The organism is Actinosynnema sp. NPDC023587 (genome assembly GCF_040640215.1).
GTDB lineage: Bacteria > Actinomycetota > Actinomycetes > Mycobacteriales > Pseudonocardiaceae > Actinosynnema.
The window spans coordinates 1-14156 of sequence record NZ_JBFABG010000008.1; the positions used below are offsets into that span (position 1 = coordinate 1).

The following is a 14156-nucleotide window of genomic DNA, read 5'->3' on the forward strand; positions in this document are numbered from 1 at the left end:
CGGGGGCCGGCCCCCCCCCCCCCCCCCCCCCCGCCCCCCCCCCCGCGGGGGGGGGGGGGCCCCCCCGGCGGCCAGTCCCCCGGCAGAACCGGGAGATCGTGCCGTGCGGCCGGGGGAAGTCGCCTCAGAAGCGGTCGGCGTGTTCGTCCACCCACTGCGCGAACGTGCGGGCGGGACGGCCGGTCACCTGCTCGACGGTGTCCACCACGCGGCTCGCCTCGGCGGGCGGGTCGGCGTGCCAGCCGACGACGTACTCCGCGTCTTGGCGGGTGACGCCGGTGGCCAGCAGGCGGTCGACGGCTTGGTCGTGGGTCAGCTCGACGAAGGTGATGTCCCGACCGAGCACCTCGCCGAGGAACTCGACGCGCTTGCGCGTGGTGAGCACCTCCGGCCCGGTCAGGTTGTACGCCCGGCCCGAGTGCCCGTCTTCCACGAGCGCGGTGACCGCGACAGCGGCGATGTCGGCCTCGTGGACGATCGCGCTGGGGGTGTCGTGGTGCTCGCGGACCACGCCCTCGGCGCGGATCGAGTCGACCCAGGTCAACGTGTTGGACATGAACTCCTGCGGCTCCAGGCGGGTCCACTCCACGCCCGACTCGACCATGGCCTGTTCCACCGGCCCCACGTACCCGCCCCACACGACGGTCATCCGGCGCACCCCCGCGTCCACGGCGCGCTGGACCAGGTCGGCACCGACCTCGGCGAGCCCGGCCGTCACGGTGATGTGCAGCCGGGTCACGCCGTCGAGGGCCTCGGTCAGGGTTTCGGGCCGGGTGTGCGTGCCCTGGACCAGTTCCACCCCTGCCGGGAGCTTCGAGCGGGCGGCGGCGGGGTCGCGGGTGAGAGCCCGCACGCGCTCCCCGCGGCGCACGAGTCCGGAGACGACGTGCCGGCCGGTGTTCCCGGTGGCACCTGTTACCAAGACGGTCATCTTTGCTCCACTTCGTTTCCCGCTACGGTAAAAGCTCCAGGAAGCTGGAGGTCAAGGCGGACCCCTCGGGCGGTCGTCCGGCCGGCGCGCACTCCTCACAGCAGCGCGGCGATGGCCGGACCGAAGGCGGCCCCCAGCAGGTAGGTCAGGTTGAACAGGCCCATGGCCGGCGCGCGGTGCGGGTCGGCGGCGGCTCCGGCGCGCACGGCGTAGACGCCCTGGCCCGACGCCGCCGCGACCGAGGTCAGCGCCTGCGCGATCAGCAGCACCGCCGGGGCGACGCTCACGCCGGCGAGCACCAGCCCGCCGGCCGCGAGCACCGGGAACAGCACCACCAGTGCGCGGAACGGGGTTTTCGCCGTCACCGCGACGACCGCGTAGGACATCAGCCCGCCGAACAGCATCGGCCACAGGATGGCGAACCCGACCTCACCGCTGGTCCAGCCGGACTGGTCGGTCAGCCGTGGCGGCAGCACGTACATCAGGCCGAAGTTGGCCACCGCCAACGCGAACGCGAGCCCGGACGCGATCAGGAACACCGGCGTGCGCAGCAGCGCGGCGGGCACGAACCCGTCCGGCTCGGACCGCAGGTGCCTCGCCAGCAGGACCGCGACGACGAGGACCGCGCCGCCCGCCGGCAGCCAGGAGTGCGGCACGAACACCAGCGCGGTGACCAGTGCGGTCACCAGGAGCGCGCCGATCAGGTCGAACCTCGGCGGCCCGGCCGGCGTCCCGGCCGGCGTCCCGGGTGCCGACCGCAGCGCCGCCGGCACGGCGAGCAGGCTGAGCGCGGGCAGCGCCAGCGCGACCTGCCAGCCGAGCGCGTCGCCGACCAGGTCGCCGATCAGCGGCGACGCCGAGCCGACCACCGCCAGCGACGACGTGACCAGGCCCATCACCCGCGCCGAGCCGGCCAGGCTCATCGCCGTGGTGGTGAACCCGGCGGTGCCCAGCCCCTGGAGCGCGCTGCCGGCGACGAGGACCGGCAACCACGCCGCGGTCACCACCGCGACGGCACCCGCCAGTACCAGCGCGGTGCAGGTGAGCAGCGCCGTCCGCACGCCGCGATGGCTCTGCAACCCGGCGAGCAGAGGTGTGCCGACCGCGATGCCCCAGCCGAACGCGGTCACGATCCAGGTCACCGCGGCGGTCGTGGTGCCGAGCTCGGCGGCGGCGTCCGGCAGGATCAGCGCCGGCCCGGCGATGCCGAACGACAGCGGACCGGCCAGCAGCGCCGACCACGGTCCGGAGATTCGGGGGCGCACCGGGGCGCTCACCGCGCCTCGGCGGTGGGGTAGTCGGTGTACCCGAGGTGGTCGCCGCCGTAGAAGGTCGCCGGGTCGGCGGCGGTGAACGGACCGCCGGTGGCGATGCGCGCGGGCAGGTCCGGGTTGGCGAGCCACAGCCGGCCGAGGCTGATCGCGTCGGCGACGCCGTCCCGCAGCGCGGCCACGCCGTCCGCCGCCGTCGCCGGTTCCGCGCCGGACGGGTGCGGGTTGAGGACGAGGGTGCCCGGCCAGTCGGCGCGGATGAGCCCGGTGACGTCCCGGTTGCCGGATTCCACGACGTGCACGTAGGCCGGGTGCACCGGGACGAGGGCGCGGATGAGCGCGGGGTACAGCAGGTCGGTGTCGCTCTCGCGGGTGCCGTTGAGGGTCGAGCCCGGGGACAGCCGGATGCCGGTGCGGTCCGGGCCGATCGCGTCGCCGACCGCCCGCACCACCTCCACCGCGAACCGGATGCGGTTCTCGACCGGGCCGCCGTAGGCGTCGGTGCGCCGGTTGGTGTTGTCGGCGAGGAACTGGTGGATCAGGTAGCCGCTGGCACCGTGCAGCTCGACGCCGTCGAAGCCGGCCTCCACCGCCAGTCGCGCGGCGGAGGTGAACTCGTCCACCGACCGCGCGATGTCCGCCAGGGTCATCTCCCTCGGTCGCGGGTGGTCGAGCAGGCCGTCCGGGGTGTACAGCTTCTCGCCCGACGCGATCGCCGAGGGTGCCAGCGGCAGGCTGCCGTCCGGGTAGAGGCTCGGGTGCCCGATCCGGCCGGAGTGCATGAGCTGGACGAAGATCCGGCCGCCGCGCGCGTGCACGGCCTCGGTGACCGTGCGCCACGCGGCGGCCTGGGCCGGGGTGTGCAGCCCGGGGGTGTCGGTGTAGCCCTGGCCGATGACGCTGGGTTGCGTGCCTTCGGTGATGATCAGCCCGGCTCCGGCGCGCTGCGCGTAGTACTCGGCGGTCAGCCCGGTGACCAGGCCGCCGGGGGCGCGGCTGCGCGTCATCGGTGCCATCACCAGTCGGTTGGGCAGGTGCAGGGCACCTGTGGTGAGGGGGGTGAGCAACGCGTTCATGCCGTGGAGTTTGGTCGGGATGGGGTTACGCCGAATCGGTAAGGTTTCGGTACCGGGGTACTGGGATTCGACTTACGTACCTCACTCAGGGTCACGGGGGGCCGCTGTGCTGTACGGCCGGGCCGGCGAGCAGGCGGCGATCGGGGCGCTGCTCGCGGCGGCCCGCGCCGGTCGCAGCGGCGCGCTGGTGCTGCGCGGCGAGGCGGGCATCGGGAAGTCCGCGCTGCTGGGGTGGGCGGCCGAAGCCGCCACCGGGCTGCGCGTGCTGCGGGTGACCGGGATCGAGGCCGAGGCCGACCTCGCGTTCGGCGGGCTGGTGCAGTTGCTGTGGCCGGTGCAGGACCGGCTCGCCGCGCTGCCCGGTCCGCAGGCGGAGGCGTTGCGCGCGGTGCTGGACTCGGGCCGCACCGGCGGGCAGGACCGGTTCGTGACCGGGCTCGCCGTGCTCACGCTGCTCGCCGAGGTCGCCGACGACGGCCCGGTGCTGTGCCTGGTCGACGACGCGCAGTGGCTGGACCGCGCGACCTCCGACGCGGTGCTGTTCGCGGTCCGGCGGCTGGCGGCGGACCGCGTCGCGGTGCTGTTCGGCGCGCGGGACACCGGTTTCGCCGCGCCGGACCTGCCGGAGCTGCGCCCGGCCCGGCTCGACGCGGCGGACGCGGGCCGGCTGCTCGCCGAGCGCGGCCTGGCACCGCCGTCGCCGGCGCAGGTGATCGCGCGGTCGGCGGGCAACCCGCTGGCCCTGCTCGAATTCGCCGCCGCGCAACGGGAGCACCACGTCGCCGCCGGGCCGCTGCCGGTGGCCGAGCGCGTGCTGGCCGGTTTCCGCGCGCAGATCAGCGCGCTGCCGGAGCGGACCCGGCTGATGATGCTCCTCGCGGCGGCCGAGGGGCGCGGGCACCTGCCGACCCTGCTCGGTGCCGCCGACCTGCTGGGCGTGGGCACCGCCGACCTGGAGCGGGCCGAGACCGCGCGGCTGCTCGACGTGACCGGGACGACGATCACCTTCCGGCACCCGCTGGTCGGCACGGCCGCCTACCAGGGTGCCGTGCTCGCCCGGCGGATCGCGGTGCACCAGGCGCTCGCCGAGTCCACTTCGGACGCCGACTGCCGGGTCCGGCACCTCGCCGCCGCCACCACCGCTCCCGATGAGCGGGTCGCCGCCGAGATCGTGCGCTCGGCCGACCGCGCGCGGGCGCGCACGGCGTTCACCGCCGCCGCCGGGTTGTACCGGCAGGCCGCGCAGCTCACCCCCGAGGCCGGTGCGCGGGCGGCGCGGCTGGCGGAGGCGGCGGCGCTGGCGCTCGCCGCCGGGCACGGGCGGCTGGCCGCCGAGCTGGTCGACCAGGCCGAGCCGCCGGCCGGGGACGCGCGGGCCCGCGCGGACCTGGCGCGGGTGCGGGCGGCCGTGGAGTTCGAGCTGGGCGACGGTCGGGCGGCCGGTCGCCTGCTCGTCGAGCACGTCCGGTCGGCGGAACCGGCCGGGGCGGTGGCGATGGCGCGCACCGCCGCCCGGTACGCCTGGTCCTCCGGCGACGGGCGGACCGTGCACGACGCGAACGACGCGCTGGACGGGCGCGATCCGCTGGTGCGGGGCATGGCCGCGCTGGTGGACGGCGACTTCGCGGTCGGGTTGCCGCTGCTGGCCGGGTTCGTCGCGCGGGCACCGGCGGCCGACCCCGGCCGGACCTACTGCGCGATGATCCTCGGCGACGACGCGCTGACCCGGGAGCTCGCGTCCGCCGAGGTGGCCCGCTGCCGCCGGGACGGGCTGCTCGGCGCGCTCCCCCGGGTGTTGCAGGACCTCGCGGGTGCGCTGGTGTCGGCCGGGCTGCACCGGGACGCCGTCGCGGCGGTGGCCGAAGCGGCGCGGATCTCCCGGGACACCGGGTCCCCGCAGCGGTTGCCCCGGCTGGACGCCGTGGTGGCGCGGGTGGCGGCGATCGAGGGTGACGAGCGGCGCTGCCGGGAGCTGGCGGAGGTGTCGCCGGACGCCGGCGGTGCGGCGAGCACGGCCGCGCTCGCGCTGCTCGACCTCGGGCTGGGCCGCTACGAGTCCACTGTGGACCTGGTGGACGCCGCGCTGCGCGGGCCGCTCGGGTACGCGACGGCGGTGGTCGTGGCGGCGGCCGACCAGGTGGAGGCGGCGGTGCGGCTGGGCGAGCCGGGCCGGGCCGACGCCGCCTTCCGCCGGTTCGAGGCGTGGGCGCGGGCGGGCGGACAGCCGTGGGCCGCGGCGGTGGTGGCGCGCTGCCACGCCCTCCTGGGTGATGACGAGGCGCACTACCTGCGCGCGCTGGAGCTGCACGCGCGCAGCGGACGGCCTTTCGAGCGCGCGCGCACGGAACTGCTCTACGGCGAATGGCTGCGCCGGGCCAAGCGCCGCAGCGACGCCCGGGTTCCGCTGCGCTCGGCGCTGGAGACGTTCTCGCGGCTGCACGCGGCACCGTGGGTCGATCGTGCCCGGACCGAACTCGTGGCCACCGGCGACTCCGGCCCGGCGGCCGAACCCACCGCGGAGAACCCGCTGGACCGCCTCACCCCGCAGGAGCTCCAGGTGGTCCGGCTCGCCTCGGCGGGCGGTACCAGCCGGGAGATCGCCGCGCAGTTGTTCCTGAGCCCGCGCACGGTCGAGCACCACCTGTACCGGGCCTTCCCGAAGCTCGGGGTGCGGTCGCGGCGCGAGCTGTCCCGGCTGGAACTCGGCCGGGGGTGAGCGTCCGCCGGGATTTCGGGTTGATCTTCCGGGCACCGGGTAGGTGGACGGGGGACAGCGTCGTGGGGGTGGTCGTGGTCGCGTCCCGGACCGCACCTGCCCTCCCCCGGACGAGAAGTGCCCGACCGCGTCGTAGGGACCGGCGACCCGTCCTCGCCCGCTGGTCGGGCCCGACCCGGAACCGGAGACCGTGATGCTCGGCAGGACCCACGCCGCCACCGGCTGGTGCGCCGGCCTCGCCCTCGCCCCGCTGCTGGGGGCCCACACCCTCGCCCAGGCGGTCGTGGTCGCCACCGTCACCGCCGGGTCCGCCCTGATCCCCGACCTCGACCACCCCGTGTCCCGGGCCAGCAGGCTGATCGCCCCCGTCACCGGGCTCCTGTCCACCGCCGTGCGGTGGACCTCCGGCGCGGTCTACCAACTCACCAAGGGCCCCGCCGACGAGGACGTCGCCGGCGTGCACCGGCACCTCACCCACACCGTGGTCTTCGCCGCCCTGCTCGGCTGGTGGACCACCTGGTGGGTGTCGGTCACCGGCCCGTGGGCGGCCGTCACGGCGCTCGCCATCGCGGTGCTGCTGGCCGTCGACGCCCTCGGCGACTGGCTCGTGCTCGTCGTGATCGGGGTGGCGCTGCTGTGGGTGGGGCGCGGTGATCCGCTCGCCGAACTGGCCGGGATCACCGAGTGGCTCGGCATCGCGATCGGCGTGGGCTGCGTGGTGCACTGCCTCGGCGACGCCCTGACCCTGTCGGGCTGCCCCTTCCTGTGGCCGATCCCCATCGCCGGCGAGACCTGGTACGAACTCCGGCCGCCCCGCCTGCTGCGCTTCCGCACCGGCGGCGGGTTCGAGCTCTGGGTGGTCTGGCCACTGTGCGTCGCTGGCGGCGTCCTGCTCCTGCCCGGAGCGTGGCCGCTGGTGGTCGGCCTCACCGGCGGCTGACGGACGGCCGGCTCGCCGCCCGCGCCGGCCGTGCCCACGGGTACAGTCCGGCGTCCCGAGTGGACGTCCGACACCCGCGCGGACGCCCCACCCGCAGCCGCCACCCCGCCGGAGGAACCAGATGGGCGCACGCTTCCAGGAACTCGACCGGTGTCACACCGCCCTGGGCGAACTCGTCCTGCGCCGCCGCTGGGACCCCCGATTCGACCGCGAGGTCCACGAGATCAAGCTCAACGACGAGTACCTCATGTCCAGCCTGTTCACCACCTCCGAGCGGGAACTGGCCCGCCTCGCGCTGGCCGGCGCGCCGGCACCGCTCGACGTGGTCGTGGGCGGCCTCGGGCTCGGCTACACCGCGCACACCGTGCTGGACAACCCCGCCGTCCGGTCCGTGCTCGTCGTGGACGCCCTCGGGGAGGTCATCGACTGGCACCGCCGAGGGCTGGTGCCCGGCGGCGCGGAACTGGCCGCCGACCCGCGCTGCACGCTCGTGCACGGCGACTTCTTCGCGATGTCGCGCTCGGCGGACGGGTTCGACCCGACCACCCCGCACCGGCGGTTCCACGCGATCATCGTCGACATCGACCACTCGCCCCGGCACCTGCTGCACCCCGGCAACGCCGACTTCTACCAGCCCGAGGGCATCCGCCGGCTCGCCGAACGCCTGCACCCCGGCGGCGTCTTCGCCCTGTGGTCCAACGACCGCCCGGACGACGACTACACCGCGACGCTGTCCGCCCACTTCGCCCGCACCACCGCCGAAGTGGTCCGCTTCCCCAACCCCTTGCAGGACCGCGACGCCACCAGCACCGTCTACCTGGCGACCGCCCCAATGGGGTGAGGTCGGGTACCGGTGCCACGGTGCACCGCGCCGTCACCCCGGTTGGTCGCGGCGGCGGGTGAGGTACGCGGTTTCGGCGGTGTTGCCCGCCAGCTCGACGGCCCTGTCGTAGGCCGCGCGCGACTCCCGACCACGGCCCAGCCGGCGCAGCAGGTCGGCGCGGGCGGCGTGGTAGGCGTGGTAGCCGGCCAACGCGGTGTCGAGGCGGTCGACGGCGGCCAGTGCCACCTCGGGCCCGTCGAGCTCCGCGACCGCGACGGCCCGGTTGAGGGCGACGACCGGCGAGCGGTCGAGGTGGACGAGCTGGTCGTAGAGGGCGACGACCTGGGACCAGTCGGTGTCGCGCAGGTCGCGGGCGGAGGTGTGCACGGCGTTGATCGCCGCGAGGACCTGGTAGCGGCCCGGGGCCACCCCGGCGGCGGCGGCGGCCAGGCGCTCGCGCACCAGCCGGTGCCCCTCGGCGATCAGCGCCGCGTCCCAGGCCCCCCGGTCCTGCTCGCCGAGGGGGACCAGCTCACCGCCGGCGGACACCCGGGCGGGCCGGCGGGCCTCGGTGAGCAGCATCAGCGCCAGCAGGCCGGCCGCCTCGCCGTCGTCCGGTACGAGGGCCCGGACCAGGCGGGTGAGCCGGATCGCCTCGGCGGTCAGGTCGTGGCGCACGGGACCGGTGTCCGGGCCGGTCGCCAGGTAGCCCTCGTTGAAGATCACGAACAGGACGGCGAGCACGCCGGACACGCGGGCCGGGAGCTCTTCGGCGGACGGCACCCGGTAGGGGATGCGGGCCGCCTTGACCTTGGCCTTCGCCCGGGTGATCCGCTGACCCATGGCGCTCTCCCGCACCAGGAAGGCACGGGCGATCTCGGCCACCGTCAGGCCGCCGACCAGGCGCAGCGTCAGCGCCACGCGGCTCTCCGCCGCCAGCGCCGGGTGGCAGCAGGTGAAGATCAGCCGGAGTCGGTCGTCGTCGATGGTGCCGAGGGGCTCGGGCGGGTCGTCGCCGTGCACCAGCCGGGCCTCCTGGTGCTTGTCGTCGCGCTTGCTCTCGCGCCGGAGCCGGTCGACGGCCTTGCGGTGGGCGGTGGTGGTCAGCCACGCGCCGGGGTTGGGCGGCACGCCGGCCACCGGCCACCGCTCGACGGCGGTGGCGAACGCCTCGGCCGCCGCCTCCTCGGCGAGGTCGAGGTCGCCGAACCGCCCGGTCAGGGTGGCGACCACCCGCGCCCACTCGCCGTGGTGGGCTCGGGTGATCGCCTCCCGGACGTCGACCGCGCTCACCGGAACGGCCGCACCTCGACCTTCCGGTTGCAGGCCCTCGACCCCTCGGCGGCGAGCTTGAGCGCCACGTCGAGGTCGAGCGCCTCGATGACCCAGAAGCCGGCGAGGTACTCCTTGGTCTCCACGAACGGCCCGTCGGTGACGATGGCCGCCCCGTCCCGGTTGTCGATGACGGTGGCGGTGTCGGGCATCCCGAGGCCGCCGGCGAAGACCCAGTGGCCCTCGGTCCGGAGCCGGTCGTTGAACACGTCGATCGCGGCCATCTCCTCCGACGTGGCCAGGTCGGACGCGTCGTAGACCACGGAAACCAGGTACTGCACGCGGATCATCTCCTGTACTTCGGGGCACCCCTGGTGGGCGAGCCGCTCACCCCTACTACGAACACCGCTCCCCCGATCCGACACCGCCCCCGGAACTTCTTCGAGTGTTTTTCCGGCGGACCGGGCCCACGATGACAGATCGACCTCCAGCCGGCCCACGCCGAGCGCGGAACCGCGCCGCTACCGGAAGTCGGCTCCCGGTCCGAGGGTCGCCCCGATGACGGCGGCGAGGTGGTCCTCGGTCGCGCTCCGGGGCAGGACGCACGCGGCGCGCACACCGGGGACGGTCGCCCTGGCCAGGGCGGTGAGGGTGTTGCGCGGGCCGGTTTCGAGGAAGACCCCGGTCCCCGTGCGGTGCAACCTCGTCAGCGCCCGGCGGAAGTGCACCGGTCGGACCAGGTGGTGGCCGGCCGCGTCCCGGAGTTCCCCGGTGTTCCGGTAGGGCCGCACCAGCACCGCGGAGAACACCCGCGTGCCCGGTGGCCGGACGGTGATCGAGGAGGTCCGGTCGCGGAAGGCGCGGGCCGCGTCGGCGAGCAGCCGGTTGTGGAACGCGGTGGCGGTGGTCAGCCACGTCGTCCGGTGGCCGCTCCGGTCCGCCGACGCCGCCAGGGCCGCCAGCTCGCGGGCCGGGCCCGACACGACGCACTGGTTCGGCGCGTTGTCGCAGGCCAGTTGCAGCGAGGGGAGGTCGGTCCCGGCGAGCAGCCGCGCCACGTCCGCCGCGGACGCCTCCAGGACGACCAGGCCGCCCGGGGGCGGGGCGGTCTCGGCGAGCGCGGCGTCCCTGGCCAGGATCATCCGGGCTCCGTCGCCGACGTCGACCGCGCCGGCGGCGGCCAGGGCCGCGATCTCGCCGGCGCTGTGCCCCACGACGGTGTGGGCGCGCACGCCGAAACGCCGGTGCAGCAGAGCGGCCACGGCCACGGCGGTGGTGTAGACGGCCAGGTGGCCGGCGGTCGGGTCGTGCACCGACAAGTGGCGTTCGTCGGGGGCCGTGAGGTCGAGCAACAGCCGGGGGACCCGGTGCCGGCCCCGGTCGGCGTGGTCCACGGCGTCGATGGTCGACCGGACCTCCGGCAGGTGCCCGAGTCCGCTCAGGACGCCGGGGCGGTACGAGCCGACGCCGGGGAGCAGCAGCGTCACCCGGTGCGCCATCGCCGTTCCGGGGTGCGGTGGCGGACCGGTGCCGACCGCCGGCGGTCCACCGGGCCGGTCAGCACGAGCGGAGCAGCAGCGACACGTCGTGGCCGCCGAAGCCCATCGCGTTGTTCAACGCGGTGACCGGCCCGCTCGGCAGGGCGCGCGGAACGGGACCGACGACGTCGAGGTCGACCGCCGGGTCGAGGTCGACGAGGTTCGTGGTGGGCGGGGCGACGCGGTGGTGCAGGGCGAGCGCGGTCAGCACCGCTTCGACGCCACCGGCCCCGCCGATGAGGTGCCCGGTCGAGGACTTCGTGGCCGAGACGCAGGTGTGGTCGGCGTGGCGGCCCAGCGCCCGGCGGATCGCACCGGCTTCGGCCAGGTCGCCTCGCGGGGTCGAGGTGGCGTGGGCGTTGATGTGGGTGACCTCCGCGGCCGACGTGCCGGCGTCGCGCAGCGCGGCGGTGATGGCCCGTGTCACGCCCGCGCCGGTGGGGTCCGGTTGGGCGATGTGGTGGCAGTCCGCCGCCAGGCCGTAGCCGGCCAGTTCGCAGTACACGCGCGCGGAGCGGCCTCGGGCGTGCTCGGCGTCCTCCAGCACCAGCACGCCCGCTCCTTCGCCGAGCACGAAGCCGTCGCGGCCGGTGTCGAAGGGGCGTGAGGCGTGCCGGGGGTCGTCGTTGCGACAGGACAGCGCGCCCATGCGGGCGAACCCGGCGAGCGCGAGGGGGTGGATCGTGGCGTCCACGCCACCCGCCACGACCACCTTCGCCCGACCGGACCGGATCATCTGCACGCCGTAGGCGACCGCTTCGGCCCCGGCCGCGCACGCGCTGACCGGCGCGTGCACGCCGGCCCGCGCCCCGACCAGCAGACCGGCCTGGGCGCTGGGGCTGTTCGGGATCATCATCGGTATGCAGTACGGCGACACGCCGTGCGCCCCCCGGTCGCGCAGGATCTCGTACTGCCGGATCGACGAGGTCATCCCGGCCAGGCCGGAGCTGATCACCGCGCCCACCTCCAGCGGGTCCACCGGGCCGCCCCCGTCGCGGGCGGGTGCGGTGAACCCGGCGTCGGACCAGCCCTCGGCCACCGCGACCAGGGCCAACTGGGTGGCCCGGTCGGTGTGCCGGACGTCCTTGGGCGACAGGACGGTGGACGGGTCGACGGCCGCGGCGGCGACGATGCGCACCGGCAGTTGGTCGGCCCGCCACCGGGGCGGGACGTCGAGCGCGCCGATGCCGCTGTCCCCGGCGAGCAGCGCGGACCACGTCGTCCGGGCATCGCCGCCCAGCGGGGTGGTGGCTCCCACTCCGGTGACGACGACCGCGGGCTCTGTGCCGGACATGGGGGCTCCCTCGGGTCGGGCGGGCCGGGGACCGGTCAGGCCCGGCGGCGGATGTAGTCGACGACCTCGCCGACGGTCCTGAGCGCCTGGGCGTCCTCGTCCGGGATTCGCACGCCCCACCGCGTCTCGGTCACGTCGAACAACTCCACGATCGCCAGGCTGTCGACGTCCAGGTCGGCTTTGAGCGCGGAGTCCTCGGTGATCTTCTCCTCGGGTATCTCGGCGATGTCGGACAGCAGTTTCACGAAGTCCTGCGACACGGTGTCGGGGTCGAAGGGCATGGCGCAGCGCCTCTCGTGCGGCGAGGGGGGGGTGGACGGGTGACAGGGGTGGCGCGCGGGTGCCGCGTCGCGGGCATCGGGTCACGGTCCTTTCCCGTCGCGGGTCGGTGCTCGGGCGGGGTGGCGTCGCCTGGACCACAAGAAGGCTCCGACGAGCACCGCCGTGACGACCCGGTACTTGCGGGTGCGGCGGTCGAGCCGGGTGGCCTGGTTGATGCCGAACACCAACTCGCCGTCGGCCACCTGCCGCAGGGCGGATCGCACGTACTGGAGAGTCTGGGTGCCGTTGGTCAGCAGCTCCAGGGCCATCTCGGCACGCCGCGTCTCGGAGAGGCTCTCGTCGGCGACGTCGATCATGATGTCCCGGATCTGGCCGCGGAACGTGTCCACGACGCTCAGCTCGGGGGCCAGGTGGCGGATGGAGCCTTCGAGGTTCGCGAAGGACTTGCCCAGCACCGCGATGGCGGGGTTGGTGCGGATGCCGTGCCGGGTGGAGCTGGCCAGCACGGAGGAGAAGGTGGCACCGAAGTTGAGCCGGTCCAGGGTGACGGTGGTCAGGGTGGGGACGAGGAACTCCATGTCGTTGCGGAAGCCCGCGAGGTTCGCGCGTTCGGTGGCGTGCCCCATCTCGACCCAGGCGCGGGTGACGCCCAGGGCGTCGTTGAGCGCGACGTTGAGCAGCACCCGCAACATCCCCAGGCCGGTCCGGTGGTCGATGCGGCCGACCATGCCCCAGTCGAGGAGCGTGGCCTTGCCGCCCGGGTGGACGAACACGTTGCCCGGGTGGGGGTCGGCGTGGAAGACCTTGGTGGTGAAGTAGCTGCGGAACATGAACGCCATCAGGTCGCGGCCGATGCCGAGGCGCTCGGCGGAGGTGAACTCCTCGGGGCGGGCGTCGCCGATGGAGCGGCCCGGCGCGAGGCTCTGCACCATCACCCGCGGCGACGCCTCGTACACCTCGGGGATGTCGAGGTGCTTGTAGTGCAGGACTTCGCCGCGCGCCCGGTCGGCTTCGGCGGCCTCGCGGGTGAAGTCCAGCTCCGAGCGCATGGCCTCGAACAGCAGGTCGAGCATGGCCCGCACGTCGACCAGTTCGGTGAACTCGGGGGCGAGCGCGGTCAGCAGCCGCGCGGCCCGGCGCAGCAGCGCCATGTCCCGGGCGATGAGCGGCGCGATCCGCGGGCGCTGCACCTTGACCGCCACCGGCCGCCCGTCGGTCAGGGTGGCGGTGTAGACCTGCGCGAGCGACGCGGAGCCGATCGGGTGCTCGGTGTCGAAGTCGGCGAACAGCCCGCGCCACCGTTGGCCGAGGCCGGCGCGCAGGACGGGTTCGAACGTGGCGAACGGGCGCGCCGCGACCGTGTCGTGCAGGCCGCGCAACTCGTCGGCGGTCGTTTCGGAGACGATGTCCGGTCTCGTGGACAGGATCTGCCCGACCTTGATGTAGAACGGTCCGAGCTGCTCCAGCGTCGACCGCAGCCGGCGGGCGCGCGCCCGTCGCACCGAGTCGTCCTCGGGCTCGTCCGACGTCCCCTGCCCGGTGCCGCCGACCAGTTCCGACCGCAGCAGCGACACCAGCGCCCGCGCGATCTCACCAGCGCGGTGCCGGCCCATGCCACCCGCCTCCTCGCTGGTCGACGCCCGTCCCGGCGCGCCGGGGGACGTGTCGGATCGGCCGCACCCGTGCCGACGTGGCCGCGAGTGCGGTCCCGCGCCTACTTCTTCTCGGCGGGCTGCCGGGTGCCGAGCTGGTCCAGCTTGGCCGACAGCTCGTCCAGCGAGGACTTCAACGCCCTCAGGTCCCGGCGGATGGTGCCCCGGTCGTCGTGGTCGAGCCTGTCGCGGCTGCCGTCGTAGGAGTCGTGCTCGTCGTCGCGGTCGAGGATGTCGTCCACGAAGTCCTTGGTGTCGTCGACCACATCGCCCAGGTACCGGAAGAACCCGATCCCGTTGCGCCGCCTGTACCGGCCCATCACTGCCTCCGTCTCGCCGTCTCCCGCGATTACCCGTTCCC

General features: G+C 74.9%; 13 protein-coding genes. 3 read left to right on the forward strand and 10 right to left on the reverse strand.

All coding sequences use genetic code 11. The annotated features are described in order from the left end of the window. Positions 1 to 124 precede the first annotated feature (124 nt). From AB0G01_RS21595 to AB0G01_RS21605, 3 genes are all read right to left on the reverse strand, one after another. The gene (locus AB0G01_RS21595; RefSeq protein ID WP_360948151.1) at positions 125 to 931 is read right to left on the reverse strand and encodes an NmrA family NAD(P)-binding protein; all 807 of its coding nucleotides are present in this window, start codon (positions 929 to 931) and stop codon (positions 125 to 127) included. 95 nt (positions 932 to 1026) lie between these two features. Next, positions 1027 to 2208 carry an MFS transporter gene (locus tag AB0G01_RS21600; RefSeq protein ID WP_360948153.1) on the reverse strand — a complete coding sequence of 394 codons (1182 nt, stop codon included), beginning with the start codon at positions 2206 to 2208 and terminating at the stop codon, positions 1027 to 1029. Beyond that, on the reverse strand, positions 2205 to 3278 hold the full coding sequence (locus AB0G01_RS21605) for an alkene reductase (RefSeq protein WP_360948155.1): 1074 nt from the start codon (positions 3276 to 3278) through the stop codon (positions 2205 to 2207). The genes AB0G01_RS21600 and AB0G01_RS21605 overlap by 4 nt, the downstream gene beginning before the upstream one ends. Positions 3279 to 3384: 106 nt before the next feature. Between AB0G01_RS21605 and AB0G01_RS21610 the strand changes: the two genes are divergently transcribed. The 3 genes from AB0G01_RS21610 to AB0G01_RS21620 all read left to right on the forward strand — a co-directional run bounded on the left by AB0G01_RS21610 (position 3385) and on the right by AB0G01_RS21620 (position 7775). Beyond that, complete coding sequence (locus AB0G01_RS21610) at positions 3385 to 5994, forward strand: LuxR C-terminal-related transcriptional regulator (protein ID WP_360948157.1); 2610 nt, start codon at positions 3385 to 3387, stop codon at positions 5992 to 5994. A 193-nt stretch (positions 5995 to 6187) separates the two neighbouring features. Further along, a complete protein-coding gene (locus AB0G01_RS21615) occupies positions 6188 to 6934 on the forward strand; it encodes a metal-dependent hydrolase (protein ID WP_360948159.1) in 747 nt (248 codons plus the stop codon). 121 nt (positions 6935 to 7055) lie between these two features. Next, positions 7056 to 7775, forward strand: coding sequence for a spermidine synthase (locus AB0G01_RS21620; RefSeq protein WP_360948161.1), 720 nt, complete (start codon positions 7056 to 7058; stop codon positions 7773 to 7775). 33 nt (positions 7776 to 7808) lie between these two features. Here AB0G01_RS21620 and AB0G01_RS21625 read toward each other — a convergent pair whose 3' ends face one another. The 7 genes from AB0G01_RS21625 to AB0G01_RS21655 all read right to left on the reverse strand — a co-directional run bounded on the left by AB0G01_RS21625 (position 7809) and on the right by AB0G01_RS21655 (position 14115). Further along, positions 7809 to 9050 carry a DUF6596 domain-containing protein gene (locus AB0G01_RS21625; protein ID WP_360948163.1) on the reverse strand — a complete coding sequence of 414 codons (1242 nt, stop codon included), beginning with the start codon at positions 9048 to 9050 and terminating at the stop codon, positions 7809 to 7811. Next, the gene (locus AB0G01_RS21630; RefSeq protein ID WP_360948165.1) at positions 9047 to 9370 is read right to left on the reverse strand and encodes a YciI family protein; all 324 of its coding nucleotides are present in this window, start codon (positions 9368 to 9370) and stop codon (positions 9047 to 9049) included. Before AB0G01_RS21630 ends, AB0G01_RS21625 begins: the two co-directional genes overlap by 4 nt. Before the next feature lie 180 nt (positions 9371 to 9550). Further along, on the reverse strand, positions 9551 to 10528 hold the full coding sequence (locus AB0G01_RS21635; RefSeq protein ID WP_360948167.1) for an acyltransferase domain-containing protein: 978 nt from the start codon (positions 10526 to 10528) through the stop codon (positions 9551 to 9553). Positions 10529 to 10586: 58 nt separating this feature from the next. Then, on the reverse strand, positions 10587 to 11861 hold the full coding sequence (locus tag AB0G01_RS21640; RefSeq protein ID WP_360948169.1) for a beta-ketoacyl-[acyl-carrier-protein] synthase family protein: 1275 nt from the start codon (positions 11859 to 11861) through the stop codon (positions 10587 to 10589). Between the two features lie 35 nt (positions 11862 to 11896). Beyond that, positions 11897 to 12142, reverse strand: a complete 246-nt coding sequence (locus tag AB0G01_RS21645) for an acyl carrier protein (RefSeq protein WP_360948171.1) — start codon at positions 12140 to 12142, stop codon at positions 11897 to 11899. A gap of 81 nt (positions 12143 to 12223) precedes the next feature. Beyond that, complete coding sequence (locus AB0G01_RS21650; protein WP_360948173.1) at positions 12224 to 13756, reverse strand: AarF/UbiB family protein; 1533 nt, start codon at positions 13754 to 13756, stop codon at positions 12224 to 12226. Between the two features lie 101 nt (positions 13757 to 13857). Then, a complete protein-coding gene (locus AB0G01_RS21655; RefSeq protein ID WP_360948175.1) occupies positions 13858 to 14115 on the reverse strand; it encodes a hypothetical protein in 258 nt (85 codons plus the stop codon). Between the last annotated feature and the right edge of the window lie 41 nt (positions 14116 to 14156).

Coding starts and splice junctions, on each gene's coding strand:
- AB0G01_RS21595 (WP_360948151.1), bottom strand. CDS start 931: ATGACCGTCTTGGTAACAGGTGCCACCGGGAACACCGGCCGGCACGTC.
- AB0G01_RS21605 (WP_360948155.1), bottom strand. CDS start 3,278: ATGAACGCGTTGCTCACCCCCCTCACCACAGGTGCCCTGCACCTGCCC.
- AB0G01_RS21615 (WP_360948159.1), top strand. CDS start 6,188: ATGCTCGGCAGGACCCACGCCGCCACCGGCTGGTGCGCCGGCCTCGCC.
- AB0G01_RS21620 (WP_360948161.1), top strand. CDS start 7,056: ATGGGCGCACGCTTCCAGGAACTCGACCGGTGTCACACCGCCCTGGGC.
- AB0G01_RS21635 (WP_360948167.1), bottom strand. CDS start 10,528: ATGGCGCACCGGGTGACGCTGCTGCTCCCCGGCGTCGGCTCGTACCGC.
- AB0G01_RS21640 (WP_360948169.1), bottom strand. CDS start 11,861: ATGTCCGGCACAGAGCCCGCGGTCGTCGTCACCGGAGTGGGAGCCACC.
- AB0G01_RS21645 (WP_360948171.1), bottom strand. CDS start 12,142: ATGCCCTTCGACCCCGACACCGTGTCGCAGGACTTCGTGAAACTGCTG.
- AB0G01_RS21650 (WP_360948173.1), bottom strand. CDS start 13,756: ATGGGCCGGCACCGCGCTGGTGAGATCGCGCGGGCGCTGGTGTCGCTG.
- AB0G01_RS21655 (WP_360948175.1), bottom strand. CDS start 14,115: ATGGGCCGGTACAGGCGGCGCAACGGGATCGGGTTCTTCCGGTACCTG.